Origin of the sequence: Sphaerisporangium sp. NPDC051011, from assembly GCF_040653595.1 — a bacterium.
Taxonomy (GTDB): Bacteria; Actinomycetota; Actinomycetes; order Streptosporangiales; family Streptosporangiaceae; genus Sphaerisporangium.
On record NZ_JBFAGG010000001.1, the window covers coordinates 278478 to 298224 of the forward strand.

A 19747-nucleotide genomic window follows, 5' to 3' on the forward strand; every position below is an offset into this window, starting at 1 on the left:
TACCGAGTGTGAGCGAGCCGGCGCCAAGAACGCAGATGCAGAAGGTCATCCCTCCTCGGCTGCTGGTTCCCTACCTCGCGGGCCAGCGCACGATCATCTCGGGGTACGTCTACCGCGTGCAGGACTGCTCGCGCCTGTCCACCCCCGAGCAGATCATCTCGGCGCTCGACCTCACCTTCGAGGGCTCGGAGCTGACCCCCGAGGTCCCCGAGCTGTACATCCTGCGGTGGCTCTCGCGCGAGACCGACGTCTACGTCGTCCCCTACGGCCCGCACGTGGGCGGAGATTGGAACGATTCGCCCCCCTTCGCGGGCAACGGCTTCACCACCTCGCGCCAGCACGTCGTCCCCCAGTTCCACACCACGCCGATGCCCATCCCGGCGGGCGCCGAGATCCACCACCTGACCCCGCGCGGCGAGCGGCGCTTCGCCGAGTACGACGGGCTGACCTGGCGGTCGGCGGCATGAGCGAGATCGAGCCCATCGGGCTGGGCTTCATCGCCCGCCGTCACGACCAGACCTACGCCGCCGCCCTCGGCCCCGGCCCCGGCGACGTCGTCCTGTTCAGCGAGGAGCCCCGCGAGGGGTTCGACCAGGTCGGCGGTTACTGGCGGCGGCGGGTCCGGCGCGACGAGCTGCAGTGGCTGGTGCTGCTGCGCACGGTCGGCGCGTTCGGCGGCGAGCCGTGCGTGGTCCTGGACGAGGACGAGGACGGCCTGCACATCGCCTACACCGGCCACAGCGGCCCCAAGGCCGAGGCCCTCGGCTACTGGATGGTCGACCACGGCGCGTACGAGGTCGTGGTGCCGCACGAGGAGGTCCACTCGATCCGGGTCGAACGCATCCCCGTGCCGAGTCAACCGGCCCAGGGTGCAGGTGTCTCTCGTATGTGACCCAAACCCCGACCGTCTCCCGCGAGCGGCCCACGGTCGCCGAGATCTTCGCCGCGCACTACCCGGCGATGGTCCGGCTGGCCGGGCTGCTCGGCGCGGACGATCCCGAGGACATCGCGCAGGAGGCGTTCGCGCGCCTGCACCGAAGACAGGGACGGCTGCGCGATGACGGCGCCGCCGTCCCCTACCTGCGCGCCATCGTCTGCAACCTGACCCGCAACCGCGTCCGCCACCTGCGGCTCGTACGCCTGCGCCGCCCGGACCCTCCGCCGCCCGTGCCGAGCGGCGAGCAGACGGTACTGGTCGCCGAGCGCCACCGTGCCCTGCTCGCCGCCGTCGACCGCCTGCCGCGCCGCCAGCGCGAGGCCGTCGTGCTGCGGTACTGGCTCGACCTGTCCGAGCGCGAGATCGCCGACGCCATGGGCGTCTCCACCGGCTCGGTCAAGAGCCATGCCAGCCGCGCGATCGCGGCCCTCGGGCGTGCCCTGGAGGAGAACGATGATTGAGGACGACCTTCGCGAGGCCCTGGAGGCCCGGGCCTCCAGCTATGAGACAGATCCCCGCGCGTGGGACGGCGTGCGGCGCCGCGCCTCCCGGGGACGCCGCCTGGCGTGGGCGAAGGCCGCCACCGTCCCGCTCGCGGCGGGGGCCGTGCTGGGCGGCGGGTGGGTCGTCGTCACCACCGGGGCGGGTCCGGGGGGCGACGCGGTGACGGTGACCACCGTCACCCCCTCTCCCACGCCGTCCGCCAGCGCCCCGCCGAAACGCCACGAGGGGGCGTACACGACGGTCACCGCGACAGCGCCGCCGATCGGCGACACGCTGACGGTGGAGGACCCCAGCGTGGGCAGGCCCATGCGGCTCTGGTTCGCGGAGCAACGGGGAACGGACGGCACGGCGTACGTCGCGCTGTGCACGGCGCAGCAGACGCCCACAGGCGGCAGCGACGCGAGCTGCGGGGCCAGGAACGACGAGACCGGCCACCCCGGCGAGCGGGCCTGGTTCGGGAACCGCACAGAACACGGCTGGCCGTTGCCGGAGAAGCAGACCGCCTACGGCGCGGCGCGCGAGGACGTGGCGAAGGCGGAGGCCGTGAGCCCCGACGGCTCGCGGTTCACCGGCGAGATCCACCGGTTGCGCGGCGCTCCTCTGGCGGTCTGGACGGTGACGTACCCGTACGAGGCGAAGATCAGGGGTTTCGAGTTCTCCGACGCCCAGGGCAAGGTCGTCCAGTGGGTGGCGAACCCGTTCTACCCGAACTTTCCCGATCCGGTGGGCGCGTCCAACGCCAAGCAGGTGGGGCCGGCGCTGGACCTGCCCGGCGGGCCCGAGGCACGCATGTACGACGACGGGTCGCTGGTGTGGCGGCTCGGCGACAGGATCGTCGGCGCGGATTTTGCGGGAAATATGGCGATATCTCCACCTGATGGGCACCTCTCGAACGGGGTGACCGACGTCCCGGTCGCCTCGCACTTCGACGCCGGACGGTGGTTCGGCTACGCCAGGGCCCGGACGACCCGGGTGGAGGTCACGTTCGAGGACGGGCGGACGGCCCGCGCGCGGACCGTCCGGGACCCGTGGAAGCAGGGCGTGGTCCTGTTCTCGGTCCCCTTCGAGCCCGCCGGCGACGTGTACATCTCCGGATACCGGGTGACGGGGTTCGACGCGCGGGGCAAGAGGCTATGGCGGCACGACGAGCCCCCGCACCCGCCGCTGTGGCAGGCCGGTCAGGCCGGGCCGCCTCCCACGCCTAGCCGGCGGTAGCGGGCGAGGCGGGCGGCCAGGCGGTCCTCGGCCGGGCGTTGGAGCAGACCGATGATCTCGTACTCCAGCGCCCGGGCCACCCGCTCGCAGAAGGGCCGGGGTTCGTAGGCCGCATCCGGATATTCCGGAATTATGCGGTCGACGATCCCGTCCCGCTGAAGGTCGGCCGCCCGCACGCCCTGGGCCTTGGCGATCTCCGGCGCGAAGTCGATCGTCCGGTACAGGATCGCCGAGGCGCCCTCGGGCGGCAGCGGGGACAGCCAGCCGTGCTGGGCGCACAGCACGCGGTCGGCGGGCAGCAGGGCCAGCGCCGCGCCCCCCGCGCCCTCCCCCAGCAGCAGGCAGACGGTGGGCGCGTCCAGCACCACCAGGTCGGCCAGGCTGCGGGCGATCTCGCCCGCCAGCCCGCCTTCCTCCGACGCCCTCGACAGCTCCGCCCCCGCCGTGTCGATCACGGTGACCAGCGGCAGCCCGAGCTCGGACGCCAGGCGCATGCCCCGGCGCGCCACCCGCAGCCCCGCCGGGCCGAGACTGCGCCCCTGGCGCCTGCGGTCCTGGCCGAGGACGACGGCGGGCGCCGCGCCGAACCGGGCCAGCGCCAGCAGCACCCCCGGATCGCTCTCTCCGACGCCCGTCCCGTTCAACGGCGTGACGTCCGACGCGCCGAGCTTCAGCAGCGCCCTGACGCTCGGCCGGTCGTCGCGCCGCGAGCGGCTGATCGCCTCCCACGCCTCCACATGCACCGGCCGCTCGACCGGCTCCGGCCCGCGTTCAAGCTCCGGCCCCGTCGGCGCGCACAGCACGGCCAGGGCACGGATCGCGATCTCCCTGGCGTTCCCGGCCGACACCACTGCGTCGACCAGCCCGTGCTTGAACAGGTTCTCCGACACCTGCACGCCCTCGGGGAACGCGTAACCGTACAGCGACTCGAACACCCGCGGGCCGAGGAAACCGATGAGCGCGCCCGGCTCGGCGGCGGTGACGTGCCCGAGCGACCCCCACGAGGCGAACACGCCACCGGTCGTCGGGTGCCGCAGGTACACGATGTACGGCAGGCCCGCGGCGCGGTGGGCCGCGACGGCCGCGCCGATCTTGATCATCTGGACGAAGGCGAGCGCGCCCTCCTGCATGCGGGTGCCACCGGAGGCGGGGGCGGCCAGCAGCGGCAGCCGCTCGGCCGTCGCCCGCTCGACCGCGCGGACCAGCCGCTCGGCGGCGGCCACCCCGATGGACCCGGCCAGGAAGGAGAACTCGCAGGCCATGACCGCCACCCGGCGCCCGGCCAGCAGGCCCTCGCCGGTGACCACGGACTCGTCGTAGCCGGTCTTGGCGCGCGCGGAGGCGAGCTCCTCGGCGTAGGCGGACCCGGGCGGGGCCGGGTCCAGCGGCGGCTCGTCCCACGACTGCCAGGAGCCGTGGTCGAGGACGGTGTCGATGAGCGTACGGGCGTCAGGCCGTTGCGGGCTCGTCGGCGACATCGGCGACACGGTCGGCCAGGTCACCCTTCCCGCTCGGCCAGCCAGCCGAGCACGGCCCGGGTGTCCTGGCCGAGCTCCGGCGGGGGCGTGTGCTCGGCGGGCGGCACGCCGTCGAACCTGAGCGGCGACCCCGGCAGCTCGATCGTCCCGAGCACGGGATGCTCCACGGTCACGACCAGCCCCTGCGAGCGGACCTGGTCCCAGGCGTAGACCTCGTCCAGCGAGCGGATCGCCCCTGCCGGAACGCCGAGATCGGCGAGCACGGCCAGCCAGTGCGCCCGGTCGTGGGCGGCCAGGGCCTTCTCGATGTCGGCGATCAGCTCGTCGCGGTGGGCGAACCGCTGCCGGTTGACCGCGTACCTCGGGTCGGCGGGGTCGATGCCCAGCACGGGCGCGAGCCTGCGCCACTGCGCGTCGTTGGCGACGGCGATCTGGATCATCCCGTCGGCGCAGTGGAACGCCCCGTACGGCGCGATCGAGGTGTGGTGGTTGCCCGCCGCGGCCGGGACCTTGCCGCCGACCGTCCACGCCGTCCCGTGGTAGGAGTGCACGCCCACCACCGAGGCCAGCAGGGACGTGCGGACGACCTTGCCCTGGCCGGTGCGCTCGCGCTCGTACAGGGCGGCCAGCACTCCGTACGCGCCGTGGATACCCGCGAGCAGGTCGGCGATCGACGCGCCCACGCGGTACGGCTCGGCGGGCGAGGGGCCGGTGAGGCTCATCAGGCCCGCCTCGCCCTGGGCGATCTGGTCGTAGCCGGGCCTGCCGCCCTCGGGGCCGTCGTGGCCGAAGCCCGTGATGGAGAGGATCACCAGGCGGGGGTTCAGCTCGCGCAGCCGCTCCATGGAGAAGCCGAGGCGGTCGAGCACGCCGGTGCGGAAGTTCTCGATCAGGACGTCGCTCTGCCTCACCAGGCGGGTCAGCAGATCGGCGCCCTCGGGGGACTTGAGGTCGAGGGTGATCGACTTCTTGTTGCGGTTGGCCGCGAGGAAGTACGTCGAGACGTCACCCGCGGGGCCGGCGAACGGCGGGCCCCAGCCGCGCGACTCGTCGCCGCCGTCGGGATGTTCCACCTTGATGACCGTGGCGCCCAGATCGCCCAGCATCTGCGCTCCGTGCGGCCCGGCGAGCGCCCGGGACAGGTCGAGCACCACGATGTCGCTGAGAGGTCCCTGCAAGGTCAGCCTCCACGGGGGTCGGGGGGAGAATCATAGTCCCCACCGGCAAGCCTGCCAGGTCCGGCCGTCCGATCCACACTCAGGTCGCCCGGCGATTCCGTGTCACCCTGTGTCGCGTTATGTCGGATTGTGTCGCGTTGTGTTGCGGCCAGTCGTCCAGTGGCGTCCTGTACCGGCCTGTGCCGCCGTCGTCCGCGCCGTCCCGTGCCGCCGCGCCGGCTCCGGTGGCGCCGCCCGGCGCGTTCCAGGCGGCGCCGGCCACCCATGCCGGACGGACAGCGGGATCGTGCGGGTCCGGGCCGCTGTCACTCTCGCGTGGGTCCTAGTGGGTCGTCTTGCGCGCCCGCCAGCGGTCCACCAACTCGCGAAGCTTGCGCTGGTTCTGCGGGTCACGAGCCATCGTCTTCGCCTTCTCGACGTTCTCGCGGCCCTTCGCGCTACGCAGGTACTCCTTGATGCGCTCAACCATGGACGCCATATTCTTCACCACCATCTGTCGGTCACCGTTTCCACTGAACGGCTACCCTCGACATCCCCCGCCAATCACGCATTGTGCCCACTACCTGCAAAAACAGGACAACCAGTGACGATTGCGGGATAGAACCACAAGGTTCGCGCGATCACACCGTGACGAATCAGGTTCGGCCCGGCGTCACGCTCCGCGCCTTCGCCGGTGCGTTACCGTGGTCACCCGTACGGCCAGGAGTGGAACCGGCAGGGAGGGCGCGCGACTTGGGAGCCCCGCGACGCGTCACCGGGAGGACCCCCTGAACGGCAGCGACGACCCGGCCTCGGCAAAGATCATGGAGCGGGTCCGGCGCCTGCTCGACCTCGCCGAGCACCCCGCCACCGGCGAGGAGGAAGCGGCCGTCGCCTCCGCCCACGCCGCCGCGCTCATGCTCCGGTACGGGCTCGACGCCTCCGCCGTCCGCCGCGGCACGACCGGCCGGGCCGAGACGATCGACGGCATCGAGTTCGAGGTCTCCAACCGCGGCGGCCACGCCCGCGAGCGATGCTGGGCCCTGCACCTGGTGTGCGAGGCGCTCGACTGCAAGATCGCCCAGCACTGGACGGGGGTCAAGGGTCGCGGCATCCGGGCCGCCACGCGCGTCACCGTGACCGTCGTCGGGCCCGAAGCGGTCCTCGACGGCCTGCGCGTCCTGCTGCCGTCCCTCGCGCTCCAGATGGAGAACCAGGTCAGGCCCGCGCTGCGGCGGTTCGCGGCGGCGGCACTGGAAGGTGTGACCGACAAGGACCGGCGCGCCAAGGTCTCCACCGACTTCCGCCGCGCCTTCTACGTCGGCTTCGGCACGGGCGTGTCCGCCAAGTTGCGCGAGCGGGTCGCCGAGGTCGCCGGTGAGGTCCGGGGAAGCGGGGCGGAGCTCGTCCTGCTCGACCGCGCAGCCCTCGTCCGCGAGGAGTTCGACCGCCGCTTCCCCGGCCTGAGGCCCGCCCGCAACACTCCCCTGCACCACGACGGCTTCTACACCGGCCGCGAATCGGGCCGCCACGCCGACCTGAACGACCGCAACCTGGACGGCCTCACGGCGGGCGAACTGACCACATCACGCCGACCGGCGGCGCGAGACGAGGACCGTAGTTAGTCCCCGCGCTTCGCGTCACCGTCGTTCAGCGATCCACGGGATCCCACATGACGCGGAACGGGTCCCGCGAGCCCCCACGTGCCCGACTCCGGAGACGCGAATTCAAGGAGGTCTACATCCACTCGCAGTGACGGCCCAGTGGTGCTCTCCCGTCCCGGGCTGTGCGTTCTGCGCTCCCGCGACCGGAGATCTTCCGGCACGGTGACAACCCGACAACGCCTCGCGAATGCCCGGCAGTCTCCCTCCCGCCGGGCATTCGCCCTTGCGTGATCGCCGGTGGTCCCGCCGCTGGGGCAAGCTGGCCTGGCCTGCTCACCGGCCGGATCGGCGCCGGTGCACCCAGCTTCATCTGATGTGAGATACGCCGTGGCTGCATCTTGGAGTGATACTGGATCGTGATCTCTTAGACGTGAATCGTTCCAAATTCTATGGTTACCTCCCTCCTGTATTGCGCGCCGTAACGCACAACGGGCCATTCACGCGTTCAGGAAAGGACGGGGTTCATGCCCTATACGGCTGAGATCAGCCGGTCGAATCCGACCTGTTTCGTCTTCCTCGTCGACCAGTCAGCTTCGATGAGCGACCCCATCGGAGGCGAGGTCCCGACGAGCAAGGCGTCGGTGGTATCCGATGCCATCAACCGACTGCTGACCGAACTGTCAGTGAAGTGCGCCAAGGAGGAGGGCGTTCGGGACTACTTCCATGTCGCTGTGGTGGGATACGGCCACAACAGCGTGGGGTCCGCTTTCGGCGGCGCGCTCGCGGGACGTGATCTCGTACCGCTCAGCCAGATCGCCGACAACCCGGCGCGTGTCGAGGAGCGCACGAAGAAGATCCCCGACGGGGCCGGTGGCCTGGTGGAGACTACGGTACGGTTCCCGATCTGGATGGACCCGGTGAACAACGGCGGCACACCGATGCGGCAAGCGCTTGAATACGCTCACCGCCTCGTCGATCGATGGCTTGGCGAGCACCCCGCCTGCTTCCCCCCGATCGTCCTCAATCTCACCGATGGAGAGGCTAACGACGGCGACCCGACCATCCCCGCTGGCGGCATCCGCTCTCTTGCCAGTGCCGACGGAGCCGTACTGCTCTTCAACCTGCATGTATCGGACGCGGGCGGCTCCCCCGTGACCTTCCCGGACACCGAAGCCGGCCTCCCCGACAGTTACGCGCGCACGCTGTTCGGCATGTCCAGTCCGTTGCCCTTGCATATGCGGTCGTACGCGGCGCAGGAAGGTTTCACGGTCAGCGACGGCACTCGCGGCTTCGTCTACAACGCCGACATCACCTCGGTGGTGCAGTTCCTCGACATCGGCACCCGTGCGACCGACCTGCGGTAGACGGATACGAGGGAGCGTCGCCTGCCATCACTTACACAAGGGAGGCGGCGGGGCGGAGGAATACGAGGACGCGTACGCAGTTCTCCCCCGCGTGTCGCCTGTGGAAGAGATCGACATCGCATCCCTGAGGATCGCCCTGTCCGACGGTGCGTCCGAGAGTGTCCTCGCCGGCCTGTGGGCGCAGACACTGGTGGATCACTTCGTGGCCGTCACCCCCGGGGCCATCGCCTCGCGAGAGAGCTTTGGGGACGAAGCGGTCATGGCCACCGCATCATGGGAGGCGACCCTCGGCGACTACATCGCCCAGCGCGACGCCGCCGGACGGCCCATCAGGTGGTACGAGCAGCCGAAGCTTGACCGTGGAGCCTACGCCACGCTGCTTGCCGTCGCCTTCCATCCGCTAGGGAAGGGTGAGCCGACGGATCCGCGTGATGTGGGATGGTGGTCCGCCGCGGTGATCGGAGATTGCTGCCTCTTCCAGGTTCGCGACCGCTCGCTCGTTACGGCCTTTCCGCTGACGGGATCGGACGACTTCGGCACCAGCCCTCACCTGCTCAACAGCCGGAACCGGAATTCACTGCTCATCTCCGAACGCGTGGTCATGAGCACGGGGAGCCTGCAGCAGCAGGACGACTTCTACCTGTGCACCGATGCCATGGCCGCGTGGTTCCTGCGCGAGGTCGAGCAGGGCGGTCGCCCCTGGGAAGAGTTGAGGGATCTCGGCATGAGAGACCGCCCGTCATTTGCTGACTTCGTGGAGACACAGCGAGCGAGCGGACGCATGCGCAACGACGACACGACCCTGATTCACGTGGCGGTGTGGTGAGGCATGTCGACCAGGCGGTTCCCCAGCGGCAGCCAGTACGTCGAGGCGCTGCAGAACCCTAACCTGTGCTTCACCGACCCCGAGTTGCGCTCCGCGACGTTACAGGTCGACAAACTGGGGAGACCCAAGCCCATCTCGGGTAACTTCGCCAGTGTCTTCTCCGTACGAACAACGTCGGGAACGCGCTACGCGATCAAGTGTTTCACGAGGGACGTACCCGATCAGGAGAAACGCTACCGGGCGGTGAGCGAGCACCTCCAATGGCTCCCGCACATATGGAGGATGGGCTTCGACTACCAGCCCTACGGCATAAACGTGGGCGGTCAGAGATTCCCCATTCTCCGGATGGAGTGGGTCGAGGCCGTCAGCCTGATCCGCTGGATCGAAGATCATCTTGGCGATCAGGCGGCACTGCTCGATTTGGCGGAGCGGTTCGCCAACCTGGTTTCGGATCTTCACCGTGCGGGAATCGCCCACGGGGATCTCCAGCACGGCAACCTCCTCGTGGCACCCGACGGCACGTTGAAGCTCGTCGACTACGACGGCATGTACGTGCCTGCCCTGGCGGGGCTGCCAGCAACCGAACATGGCCATCGTCACTATCAATCCCCCGGTCGCACAGGGGCGGAATTCGGGCCTGAGCTGGACAGATTCTCCGCTTGGCTGATCTACCTGTCCCTGGTCGCCGTCGCTCTGGATCCCCGGCTATGGCAGGTTCTACACGAGCCTGGCGGCGAGCACCTGCTGCTGACCGACAAGGACTTCAGCGACGTGGGTTCCACAAGCGGGATGCCCGCCCTCATGGGCCACCAGATAATCGAGATCAAGCGCCTGGCCAGCCAGGTAAAGGACCTTGCCTCTCTGCCACTGACCTCCCTGCCCCCCTTGACTCCACTGCAGGTAATAGGACCCTCGTCGAACGCTGGCGCCGCGAGTAATCCCCAATCGGTCGCGGTCACCGCAGTTTCTCCAGGACTTCCGGCCTGGATGAGCGGGCACATGCCCACGCCCACGCCTCCGTCACTTGTCGCCATTCAGAAGCGCTCGGGTGCGCTACTGATGGCCCGACTGGCCCTCGCGGGGCTGTCTATCATCTTGGCGCTGATCGTATGGATGGCGCACCTTCCAGAAATCGCTGCACTCCTGGGCCCGCTCCTCGGTATAGGCGTCACCAGAGCCATCTACGCTTCGCATCCAGAGCCAAGGGAACGAAAGCCCATCGCCTCCCGGCTCGAAGCGGCCCGCCGACGCGCCATGAACGCCTATAGAACAGCGGCCAATACCGAAAGGGAACGCGACAAGATCCAGGCATACCCTGCCACTGTCGCTGACACCCACGCAAAGGAACTACAGGGTCTCAAAGAGCGGAACCGCCAGAACCTCGCCAATTACGACCGGCAGACCGCACAGCAACTCAATACCCACGACTACCAGCTACAGGCTCTCACCGCTAAAAAGTCGGAGGAACTTAGCCGCGCCCTCCATCAGCTCCAATGGCAGCATATCGATGCCTATCTCAGGCGCATCCGACTACGGCCTGGTTCCATCTCTGGCATCGGCGAGACGACGGTTGCCAACTTAGCGGCCTACGGCATCTCAACTCCAGCCGACTTCCGCGAAGTCCAGTACGTTGCCACCGGCTATCAGACCTCCGAGGTCCACGTGATCCTCGCCAACGGTCATTCGGTACGCGTGCCCGGGGTCGGCGAATCCCGTGCCGCGTCGCTGGCTGTCTGGAGGGAAGGGCACATGCAGACGGCCATGCGACAGCCGGACATGCCTAACACGCTGCCGACTCCACAACGTAGAGCGATCGAGTCGCGTTTCGTTACGGAAGAGCATGTGCTTAGGGACGGTCGCGCTCAGGTCGAAGAGGGCCTACAGAGGGGACGAACTAACCTCATTTCGCAGCAAATGGATGCGCTGAGGCAGTTGACCGACCGGCAGGGCGCTGCCATGCGGGCCGCAGCACAGGCACTGCAAGACGTCAATCAGCGACTGGCGACGCTGCGTGCCGAGCACCACGCAGCCGTCCAGGAAGAGCAGGCGCTCGCCCGCCAGCTTGCCGCCTACCGCCAGATCACCTATAGACGGTTCCTCCGCACCATCCTGATTGGCCGCTGATCTCTTGCAGGCCGTCTATACCTGTCCATTCGACGACGGAAGGCCCACGCCAAGGAGCTTCAGCAATTTCTGCGCTTCCCTCGTAGCCTGGAGACCGAACCGGAAGAGTCTGACACGAAAATAGAGTGAACCGCGCAGGTCAGACGGCTGTGATCGGTTCGAATGCGAGGCGCTCGGCTGCAAGGGCGCGCAGCGCTGGACCGGCGTCAAGGGCCGCGGCATCCGAGCCGCCACGCGCGTCACCATGACCGTCGTCGGGCCCGAAGCCGTCCTCGACGGCCTGCACGTCCTGCTCCCGTCCCTCACGCTCCAAATGGAGAACCAGGTCAGGCCCGCGCTACGCCGGTTCGCCGCGGCGGCGCTGGAAGGCGTGACGGACAAGGACCGGCGCGCCAGAGCCTCCGCCGACTTCCGCCGCGCCTTCTACGTCGGCTTCGGCACGGGCGTGTCCGCCAAGCTGCGCGAACGGGTCGCCGAGGTCGCCGACGAGGTCCGGGGAAGCGGGGCCGAGCTCGTCCTGCTCGACCGCGCCACCCTCGTCCGCGAGGAGTTCGACCCTCCGCAGTGCTCCGGCCTTCAGGTTCAGGCCGGGGTTGAAGCGTACTCTCCCGCGTAGCGGGGCAGGAAAAGCCGATTCGCCGTCAAGGCGAACCGGCGTCCAGGCGGGCTCGGACAGGGCGGTTCTGCTGCTCGATGTACTGGCGCAGACGCTGAACGGCGCGCCGCCCACGCTCCCGGCGAAGTAGGAGCCGGACCACAGCTTGTTCGCCCGGTAGTAGTGGCGGGCCAGTTCATGGAACTCCTGCCGCATCCGACGCAGGGAGACGCCCTTGAGGCTGTTGACGAGCCGGGACAGGGCGACCTTGGGCGGGAAGTTCACCAGCAGATGCACGTGATCGGCCTCGCCGTTGAACTCGGCAAGCTCGCACTCGAAGTCGGCGCACACGTCCCGCATGATCTGCTCCATGCGTTCCAGATGTGCCCCGGTGAACACCCGGTGCCGGAACCTGGTCGCGAAAACCACGTGGGCGTGCAGGACGAAAACGCGGGGGCCTGCCGATTTTTGATGTCTCCTTACTGGCTGTATGCCGTATGATCACGCTGTGCAGCTCCGGTACAACTTCCGCCTCTATCCGACCGCTGGTCAGCGTGCCGAGCTGGCCAAGGCGTTCGGGTGCGCGCGGGCGGTGTTCAACCACGGGCTGCGCGCACGGACCGACGCCCACGCGGCCGGGCTGCCGTACATCTCCGACGCAGAGCTGTCCAAGCGGGTCATCACCGAGGCGAAGAAGACCCCGGATCGCTCCTGGCTTGGTGAGGTGTCGGCCGTGGTGTTGCAGCAGGCGCTGGCGGACCTGAACACCGCGTACCGGAACTTCTTCGACTCGATCACCGGGAAGCGGAAGGGGCCGAAGGTGGGCCCGCCCCAGTTCCGGTCCCGTAAGGACAACCGGCAGGCCATCCGCTTCACCAAGAACGCCCGCTTCTCGATCACCCCCGGCGGGAGGTTGCGCCTGCCGAAGATCGGGGATGTGGAGGTCCGCTGGTCCCGTTCCCTGCCCGCCGACCCGTCCAGCGTGACGGTGGTCAAGGACGCGGCCGGACGGTACTTCGCCTCGTTCGTCGTGGAAGTCGATGAGCGGCCCCTCGCGCCGGTCGAGTCCGAGACCGGGATCGATCTCGGCCTGTCCGCCTTCGCGGTCCTGTCCGACGGGCGGAAAATAGACGCCCCGCGCTTCCTGCGCAGGGCGGAGAAGAAACTCAAGAGGCTCCAGCGGGCGCTGTCCCGTAAGGCCGAGGGGTCGAACAACCGGGCCAAGGCCCGGCTGGCGGTCGCCCGGCAGCACGCGAAGGTCGCCGACGCGCGCCGCGAGTTCCACCACCAGCTCTCCATGAAGATCATCCGTGAGAACCAAGCGGTGATCGTGGAAGACCTGGCCGTGGCGGGACTGGCACGCACCCGGCTGGCCAAGTCCGTGCATGACGCGGGCTGGTCGGCGTTCGTCGGCATGCTGGAGTACAAGGCCACGCTGCACGGGCGGGTCTTCCACCGGATCGACCGGTGGTTCCCCTCCTCGAAGCTGTGCTCCGGGTGCGGGACTGTCGCCGACAAGATGCCGTTGAAAGTCCGGGAGTGGACCTGCCTGTGCGGGGCGGTCCATGACCGGGATGTCAACGCCGCGCGTAACATCCTGGCCGCTGGGAGGCGGCAGGTCGCCGCTGGACGGAAACCCGTGCCTGAGATGGGCGGGAAGCGGAGACCCAAAACGCCTGTGGAGACTGGTAAGACCCGGACCTCCGCGCCCCGGCGCGGTGAGAAGGGCACGGTCGAGGAAGCAGGAAGCCACCGAAGTGCCGCCGCATGAGCATGTGCGGCACAGGCGGAATCCCCGGGCCTTCAGCCCGAGGAGCGCGTCAATACTTCAACGTGTACATCCCGTACATCCCCTCCCCTGACCAGCCTCCGCACCGAGACAGGTGCGCCGGAGCCCGAGCCCTGGACCGCGAGGTGGGTCACCACCCGGCTGGGCCGTCGTGAATGGCGCTGGCTCATGGACACGACTTCGGTGTCCATGAGCCCGTCCCCGTCCGTCGGTCGGTGTCAGAAGGTGGCGACGTTCAGCAGTTTCTCCGGAATGCCTGAAACCGGGACGGCCGCGGCCTGGAGCGACGTCCTGACGGACGCCGGAGTCGCGACCGGGTGCGTGGCCTTCCAGAGCGCCGCGCCGCCCGCCACGTGCGCGCTCGCCATCGAGGTGCCGGAGAGGGTGTTGTACGAACTGTTGATCCAGGTGGAGTAGATGCAGAGGCCCGGAGCGATGAGGTCGACGTCGGCACCGAAGTTGGAGGTGGGACTCCGCGTGTCGTCGGGAGCGCTGGAGCAGCCCGTCCCCCCGCCGCCCGGAAGCCCGTTGTAGTCGGCCAGCGCGCTGACGGTGATGACCTCGTCGTAGGACGCGGGCACGAAGCCGGCCGCGTTCGAGGCGCTGTTCCCGGCCGCCACCGAGATGGTCACACCCGCCCGGACCGCCGCGCAGATCGCCCTGTGCAGGGCGTCGCCGATGGTGACGCCGCAGTTGCCGTCGTCGCCGCCGGACCCGCCGATGCTCATGTTGGCGACCTCGATCTCCGAGGCATGGGCCGTGACGTAGTCGACCCCGCAGATCACCTGCGACCAGGAGCCGCTCCCGGCGGCGTTCAGGACCCGTACCGGCCACAACCGGGCTCCGGGCGCGACGCCGACGACGCCGATGGTGTTGTCGGTCGCCCCGATGATGCCGGCGACGTGCGTCCCGTGGCCGTTGAGGTCGTTGGCGCTGGTGCCGTCGTTGCAGTTCTTGGCGCCCGCCGTGTAGACGTTCAGGTCGGGGTGGGTGTACTGGATTCCGGTGTCGATGACGGCCACGTCCACATCGACCCGTTCGCCCGGGCCGTCGACGTTGTTGATCCTGGCGGTGGGGCTGAGGTCGGTGTCGACCCGGTTGACGCCGGTGGGCAGCGTCTGCGCGGCGATCGAGATCGTTCTGTCCGGCTGCACCCACTGGACGAGGGGGTCCTTGGCGAGGGCCGCGGCCGCTTCAGCGGTCATCTTGGCCGAATAGCCGCTGAGCGCGTGGCTGTAGACGTTGCCCACGCTGATGGCCCGGGAACCCGCCGGCGAATTACGGGCGAACGACGCGGCGTCGGTCCCGTCCTTCAGCACGACGATGTAGTCCCCCACGGGGTCGGGGGCGGCGGCCGCGGCCGCGGCCGGAATCGTCGCCACGGCCAGGGAAGCGGCGAACAGCGCCGCGAGAAGCGTTCTACGCACGGGAGGTTCCTCCAACTCAATGGTCCACATGACCGCGAAACTTCGAGCCGACAGGAAGGACAAACCGGTTACCCGCGACGCGCCCCGACCGACCCCGTCAGCCCTGATCGCGAAAAGGACCCACGGGGCGCTGATCCCCGTGGGTCCTTCAGCACTTCATTTCAGCCTTTCCGTTCAGGGACGGAGGGCTCGGACGACCTCAGAAGGTCGCGACGTTCAGCAGCTTCTCCGGGATGCCGAGAATCGGGACGGCCGCGGCCTGGAGCGCGGTCTGCACCGCGGCGGGAGTGGCCGTCGGGTGCGTGGACTTGTAGAGGGCCGCTCCACCCGCGACGTGCGGGCTGGCCATCGAGGTGCCCGAGATGGTGTTGGTGGTGTTGGTCGGCCACGTGGACAGGATGCACACGCCCGGGGCGATGAGGTCCACGTCGGCGCCGAAGTTGGAGAAGGTGGCCCGCGTGTCGTCGGCGCCGTAGTTGGAGCAGGTGGACGCCGCCCCACCGCCGGGAACCCCGTTGTAGTCGGCCAGAGCGCTGACCGTGATGACCTCGTCGTAGGCCGCCGGCACGAAGTTGGCCGCGTTGGCGCCGTTGTTGCCCGCCGCCACCACGAACGTCACGCCAGCCCTGACCGCGGCGCAGATGGACTTGTGCATGGCGTCGTTGTTGTTGTTGCCGCAGTTGCCGTCGTCGGTGCCGAACCCGCCGAGGCTCATGTTGGCGACCTCGATCTGCGAGGCGTTCGCGGTGACGTAGTCGATGCCGCAGATGACCTGTGCCCAGGTGCCGCTACCGCTGGCGTTGAGCACGCGCACCGGCCACAGCCGCGCGCCGGGGGCGACGCCGACGACGTAGCTCGTGTTGTCGAGGGCGCCGATCGTGCCCGCCACGTGCGTGCCGTGGCCGTTGAGGTCGTTGGCGCTCGTACCGTCGTTACAGTTCTTGGCCCCGGGGGTGTAGACGTTCAGGTCGGGGTGCGTGAGCTGGATACCGGTGTCGATGACCGCCACGTCGACGTTGACCCGTTCGTCCACGCCGTTGATCCTCGCGGTCGGGCTGAGCTCGGCGTCGACCCGGTTGACCCCGGTGGGCAGCGTCTGCGCGGTGGTCGAGACCGTCTTGTTGGGCTGCACCCACTGCACCAGCGGGTCCTTGGCCAGGGCCGCGGCCGCCTCAGCGGTCATCTTGGCCGAGTAGCCGCTCAGCGCGTGGCTGTAGACGTTGTCCACACTGATGGCCCGGGAACCGGCCAGCGAGTTGTTGACGAACGACGTGGCGTTGGTTCCGTCCTTCAGGACGACGATGTAGTCGCCGACCGGGTCCGGCGCCGCCATCGCGGCCGTGGCCGGGATCACCGGCAGGGCCAGAGCGGCGGCGAACAGGGCTGTGAGGAGCGTTTTGCGCACGGGGGGGATCCTCCACTCTTCGGTCCATCCGTGTTGTGGACCGCCAAAGAGGAGATTGACGCGCCTTTCCGCCTCATTCCAGAGCAGATGCCAATCTGTTACCTGGAATTGACAAAACACGGTCGCCTGAGTCTGAAGTGACAGAAAACATGCTTTGAAACTGAAAGGTGCCGACACTGCGGCGGATTCCGGGAATACCTAAATCGCGATCGACCATAGGACCATGTGCATAGTCCGATAAAATATGCCCGCCCGACAAAATGGCCAGAACAAAAATCCCCGTCCTCGCAACCCCGTCCATCCGTTACAGATCCCCCATCTCCCGCCGACTTACGATGATCGACCTTTTCGCCGGCCTTCCTGCGTTACGTTGGTACATCCGGCACCACAGGAACGCCGCACATCCGGCGAGCGGAGCCCGACAGGATGTGCCCGGCCAACGGAAGGGACCGCACGGGGACGGGCCGGACGAAGCGGCCGGGCCGACGGGGACGGATCGAGCGGCGCCGGGCGGGCGGTACGCACACCGGCCGCAGGGACGTGAGTGAGAACAGGGGACGTGAGCAGATGAGCACAGGGGGCGTGATCGCATGAGCACCGTGCCACCAGGCACAGGACCACTGTCACCCGACTTCACGGGCATCGACCCGAACCTGATGGACGGCCTCATCACCGAACTGGAGCGGGCTCGCAGCGTCATAGGCGAGCACACCGAGGCCATCCGCCGCGTCTACGCCTCCAACACCCTCCCCGCGACGTCCCTGGACCCCATACGCGAGGTCGAACGCTGGCTCGATGAACGCCTCCCCGACCTCAGACGCCGCAGCAAAATGGCCCACGACATGGCCAAGCTCCCCGACTGGTCGCCGGGCGCGGCCAGTGCGCTAGTGCCGTACGAGGAGAAGGACATGCTCCCGACGGCAGAGGCACGGCGGCTCGGGACTGATCTGGCGGCCCAGTACAAGAAGATCGACCCGGATGTCTTCTTCGACCCGGGCCTGGATGAGAAGTACCAGAAGATCGTCGACGCCCTGGGCTCCCATGCCAACGATGCCGAGTTCACTACCGCCTTCTTCGCCGGCCTAGGCCTGGACCGGACCTTGCGGCTTCCCGAGCGACTGCGGCACGCCCTCCAGGAGGGCGAACAGTCGGCGATCGACACGGTCAGCAGGGCGCTGGGAACGGCCCTCAGCGCTGGTGGCGCCGCGGTGGCCGGTCTCACCGCGTTCAGCAGCGGCATGAGGAACAAGGCCGCGAACCGCGACGAGCAGCAGGCCATCGGCGACCTGCTGTCGGCCGGCCGCTTTCCGACCGAGTGGCTCGCCCAGGTGGTCACCACCCAGATCTTCTTACCAGGCGACAAATCCGTGGGCTCGACGCTGACGCCGTACCTCAAAGCCCTGTCCAACGACCCAGGAGCGGCCCGCCTGGCGATCAGCCTGGCAACCCGCGACAGTCCGCTACCGAAGGACGCCTTCGCCAGGTTGTTGCCACACCTGCCCTCGGGCGTGACAGACCAGCGGCCCGACCTGGTGACATTCCTGAAGAACCTCAACGATCGGGCCAGAGTGGATGATGCATCGGCCGACGCATTCGGACGCATGCTGGCAGCCGCCTCCGGCGCCTACGACGAAAAGGACGGCCACCACAGCGACGCCGCAGCCCGCTTCGCCTTCACCGTCATCACCACAGCAGACGACTTCAAGCTTGCCGACCCCACCAGAATCCACCTCTCCGAAATCGCCGGGTCGTACGCAACCGAAATTACCGAGGGCGCCAACCTCGGCGACGCGAACCACGTACTACCCAGCGCTTTCGGAGACGTCAGGTCCCAGATCCCCGGACTGAATCCGAGGTTCCACCTAAGTCCCGAAGACACGTACAAGTTCATCAAGACCTTCGCCAACAGCCTGGACAACCAGATGCCCTTCCAAGCAGGCATGGACCTGCTTGCCACCCGGCTGGTCGGTGAAGGAGTGTCCGACATGATGAAGAACAAGGACTCCACCCGGTTGGATGACACCTTCGCGGCATTCGGTAACGTTCGCGGTCTCCAACTCGCAGCCCGCGAAAAGCTCGGGAAGGCTGTTGACGATGCCGCCGAAGAATTCGACAAGATAAGGAGCTTCGTGATCGGCACCGGGATGGGTCTGGCAGGAATCTTCCCTCCCCTTGACGGCATACCGGTCACCTGGACGGCCGTGAGTACCGCCTGGTCAGCCATCGATGGGTTCAAGCCAGACGATTTGACGGAGGTCGAGAAGATTCGCACAGCCGACGAACTGGAAACGCTTGGCCGACAACACGCCATCACTCAATCATTGCTCGCCGCAGGCTTCAAAGCCAAAATCTCACCCCAAGAATATCAGGCCATGTGCCCACCAGGCATCTCCATCACCGACGGAAACGGCAAGCTGCGCTCTTTCGCCGATATCCTGAAATTCGGAAACGACGGCCTCAACGCCCTCGACCGCTGGTTTATAGAGAATGGATTGAATGGACAGAAGTCCTCTCTGGGAGATACCAGCCGGTTCCTTGCAGACCGCTTCGATGGGCGTAAAGATTATGCGAATACCCGAGCACGCGTGTTCGAAAAATAGCTCACTAGATGTCGAGACACACGGTCTCGCCATGCACGTCGTACACACCGCTTGTTGGCGAACTCAGAACCAGAATCGTGCCCGCCGACTTATTCTCCACACGGATAGGCTGCCCTGGTTCGCCTGTCGAAATTATCTCGTATGTGGCGACACGCTTCAGCGCTCCAAGCAATGAGTCAACGAGTGCATCAGGCTTCCTCTGCGGCAAATCCGTTCCAGTTGCCGCAAAAGTCCGCTTAACCTTCCCGCCAGCGCACGAGACGTTCTTCCCTCCCGGGTCCGTAACAGTCACATTTCCCGCGTTCCGCTCCTTGAGTAGCTGAAGAACATGGCTCTGCAGATTTTGCCCGGCTTGGGCGACCGTGAGGCCTTTGTCCGATGTGCAGGCAGCGAAGAACGCAAGGGATGGGAGCAATGCGAGCGCCAGGGCCCTGCCGCAGAGCTTTGCGCGGCTAGACATACCGAGCAACGTCGTCACCTCCGTGTCTGGTCGGTGCCGGTTTCCGTCACACATAATCTCAGCGAGAGACACTGCGCCACCTAGTATTTACATCAGCAGTGAGGCCTTCATCGCAACGGGAGTGTCGCGTTGCCCATCGACGACGATCTGGTGCCCAACCCGAGGTTTCGGGAGTTGGAGACCGCGCTAGCGGCTGTTCGAGCGCACGTACAGGCGTTGGAGTCGGCGTTGGATCCGGCATGCGCGCAGTTCGGAGGCCATG

18 protein-coding genes and 1 pseudogene are annotated in these 19747 nt (G+C 67.8%); 11 read left to right on the top strand and 8 right to left on the bottom strand.

Features of this window, described 5'->3' with window-relative positions:
- Positions 1-8: 8 nt before the first annotated feature.
- Genes AB0H21_RS01235 through AB0H21_RS01250 form a run of 4 tightly spaced genes read left to right on the top strand, consistent with a single transcriptional unit; the run spans position 9 to position 2656 of the window.
- The gene (locus AB0H21_RS01235; RefSeq protein ID WP_358509759.1) at positions 9-467 is read left to right on the top strand and encodes a hypothetical protein; all 459 of its coding nucleotides are present in this window, start codon (positions 9-11) and stop codon (positions 465-467) included.
- Positions 464-892: a hypothetical protein gene (locus tag AB0H21_RS01240; RefSeq protein ID WP_358509762.1), complete on the top strand. Its 429-nt coding sequence runs from the start codon at positions 464-466 to the stop codon at positions 890-892. Before AB0H21_RS01235 ends, AB0H21_RS01240 begins: the two co-directional genes overlap by 4 nt.
- The gene (locus AB0H21_RS01245) at positions 889-1398 is read left to right on the top strand and encodes a sigma-70 family RNA polymerase sigma factor (RefSeq protein WP_358509765.1); all 510 of its coding nucleotides are present in this window, start codon (positions 889-891) and stop codon (positions 1396-1398) included. Before AB0H21_RS01240 ends, AB0H21_RS01245 begins: the two co-directional genes overlap by 4 nt.
- Positions 1391-2656, top strand: a complete 1266-nt coding sequence (locus AB0H21_RS01250; RefSeq protein WP_358509768.1) for a hypothetical protein — start codon at positions 1391-1393, stop codon at positions 2654-2656. The genes AB0H21_RS01245 and AB0H21_RS01250 overlap by 8 nt, the downstream gene beginning before the upstream one ends.
- Here the strand turns inward: AB0H21_RS01250 and AB0H21_RS01255 are convergent.
- The 3 genes from AB0H21_RS01255 to AB0H21_RS01265 form a co-directional block, all read right to left on the bottom strand.
- Positions 2620-4134, bottom strand: coding sequence for a carboxyl transferase domain-containing protein (locus AB0H21_RS01255; protein ID WP_358509770.1), 1515 nt, complete (start codon positions 4132-4134; stop codon positions 2620-2622). The two genes, AB0H21_RS01250 and AB0H21_RS01255, sit on opposite strands and share 37 nt — an antisense overlap.
- 20 nt (positions 4135-4154) lie before the next feature.
- Entirely contained in the window at positions 4155-5312 is a 1158-nt protein-coding gene (locus tag AB0H21_RS01260; RefSeq protein WP_358509773.1) for a CoA transferase, read from the bottom strand.
- A gap of 322 nt (positions 5313-5634) precedes the next feature.
- The gene (locus AB0H21_RS01265; RefSeq protein WP_358509776.1) at positions 5635-5781 is read right to left on the bottom strand and encodes a hypothetical protein; all 147 of its coding nucleotides are present in this window, start codon (positions 5779-5781) and stop codon (positions 5635-5637) included.
- Positions 5782-5995: 214 nt separating this feature from the next.
- Between AB0H21_RS01265 and AB0H21_RS01270 the strand changes: the two genes are divergently transcribed.
- The 5 genes from AB0H21_RS01270 (at position 5996) to AB0H21_RS01290 (ending at position 11825) form a co-directional block, all read left to right on the top strand.
- Positions 5996-6916 (top strand): DUF2786 domain-containing protein, encoded by a 921-nt coding sequence (locus AB0H21_RS01270; protein WP_358509779.1) that lies wholly within the window; start codon positions 5996-5998, stop codon positions 6914-6916.
- Between the two features lie 503 nt (positions 6917-7419).
- Positions 7420-8259 carry a vWA domain-containing protein gene (locus AB0H21_RS01275; protein ID WP_358509782.1) on the top strand — a complete coding sequence of 280 codons (840 nt, stop codon included), beginning with the start codon at positions 7420-7422 and terminating at the stop codon, positions 8257-8259.
- Between the two features lie 100 nt (positions 8260-8359).
- Entirely contained in the window at positions 8360-9085 is a 726-nt protein-coding gene (locus AB0H21_RS01280; RefSeq protein WP_358509785.1) for a hypothetical protein, read from the top strand.
- Between the two features lie 3 nt (positions 9086-9088).
- Positions 9089-11209, top strand: coding sequence for a hypothetical protein (locus AB0H21_RS01285; RefSeq protein ID WP_358509788.1), 2121 nt, complete (start codon positions 9089-9091; stop codon positions 11207-11209).
- Positions 11210-11453: 244 nt separating this feature from the next.
- Complete coding sequence (locus AB0H21_RS01290; protein ID WP_358509790.1) at positions 11454-11825, top strand: hypothetical protein; 372 nt, start codon at positions 11454-11456, stop codon at positions 11823-11825.
- A gap of 25 nt (positions 11826-11850) precedes the next feature.
- Here the strand turns inward: AB0H21_RS01290 and tnpA are convergent.
- A pseudogene (tnpA, locus tag AB0H21_RS01295) lies at positions 11851-12296 on the bottom strand (IS200/IS605 family transposase).
- 16 nt (positions 12297-12312) lie between these two features.
- Between tnpA and AB0H21_RS01300 the strand changes: the two are divergent.
- The gene (locus AB0H21_RS01300) at positions 12313-13575 is read left to right on the top strand and encodes an RNA-guided endonuclease TnpB family protein (protein ID WP_358509793.1); all 1263 of its coding nucleotides are present in this window, start codon (positions 12313-12315) and stop codon (positions 13573-13575) included.
- 236 nt (positions 13576-13811) lie between these two features.
- Here AB0H21_RS01300 and AB0H21_RS01305 read toward each other — a convergent pair whose 3' ends face one another.
- From AB0H21_RS01305 to AB0H21_RS01315, 3 genes are all read right to left on the bottom strand, one after another.
- Complete coding sequence (locus AB0H21_RS01305; protein ID WP_358509796.1) at positions 13812-15020, bottom strand: S8 family serine peptidase; 1209 nt, start codon at positions 15018-15020, stop codon at positions 13812-13814.
- A 199-nt stretch (positions 15021-15219) separates the two neighbouring features.
- The gene (locus AB0H21_RS01310) at positions 15220-16425 is read right to left on the bottom strand and encodes a S8 family serine peptidase (RefSeq protein WP_358509797.1); all 1206 of its coding nucleotides are present in this window, start codon (positions 16423-16425) and stop codon (positions 15220-15222) included.
- Between the two features lie 73 nt (positions 16426-16498).
- On the bottom strand, positions 16499-16726 hold the full coding sequence (locus AB0H21_RS01315; RefSeq protein WP_358509798.1) for a hypothetical protein: 228 nt from the start codon (positions 16724-16726) through the stop codon (positions 16499-16501).
- Between the two features lie 289 nt (positions 16727-17015).
- Here AB0H21_RS01315 and AB0H21_RS01320 point away from each other — a divergent pair, with 289 nt between their 5' ends.
- Entirely contained in the window at positions 17016-19025 is a 2010-nt protein-coding gene (locus AB0H21_RS01320; protein WP_358509800.1) for a hypothetical protein, read from the top strand.
- 4 nt (positions 19026-19029) lie between these two features.
- Here AB0H21_RS01320 and AB0H21_RS01325 read toward each other — a convergent pair whose 3' ends face one another.
- Positions 19030-19503 (bottom strand): hypothetical protein, encoded by a 474-nt coding sequence (locus tag AB0H21_RS01325; RefSeq protein ID WP_358509802.1) that lies wholly within the window; start codon positions 19501-19503, stop codon positions 19030-19032.
- Positions 19504-19747: the final 244 nt, after the last annotated feature.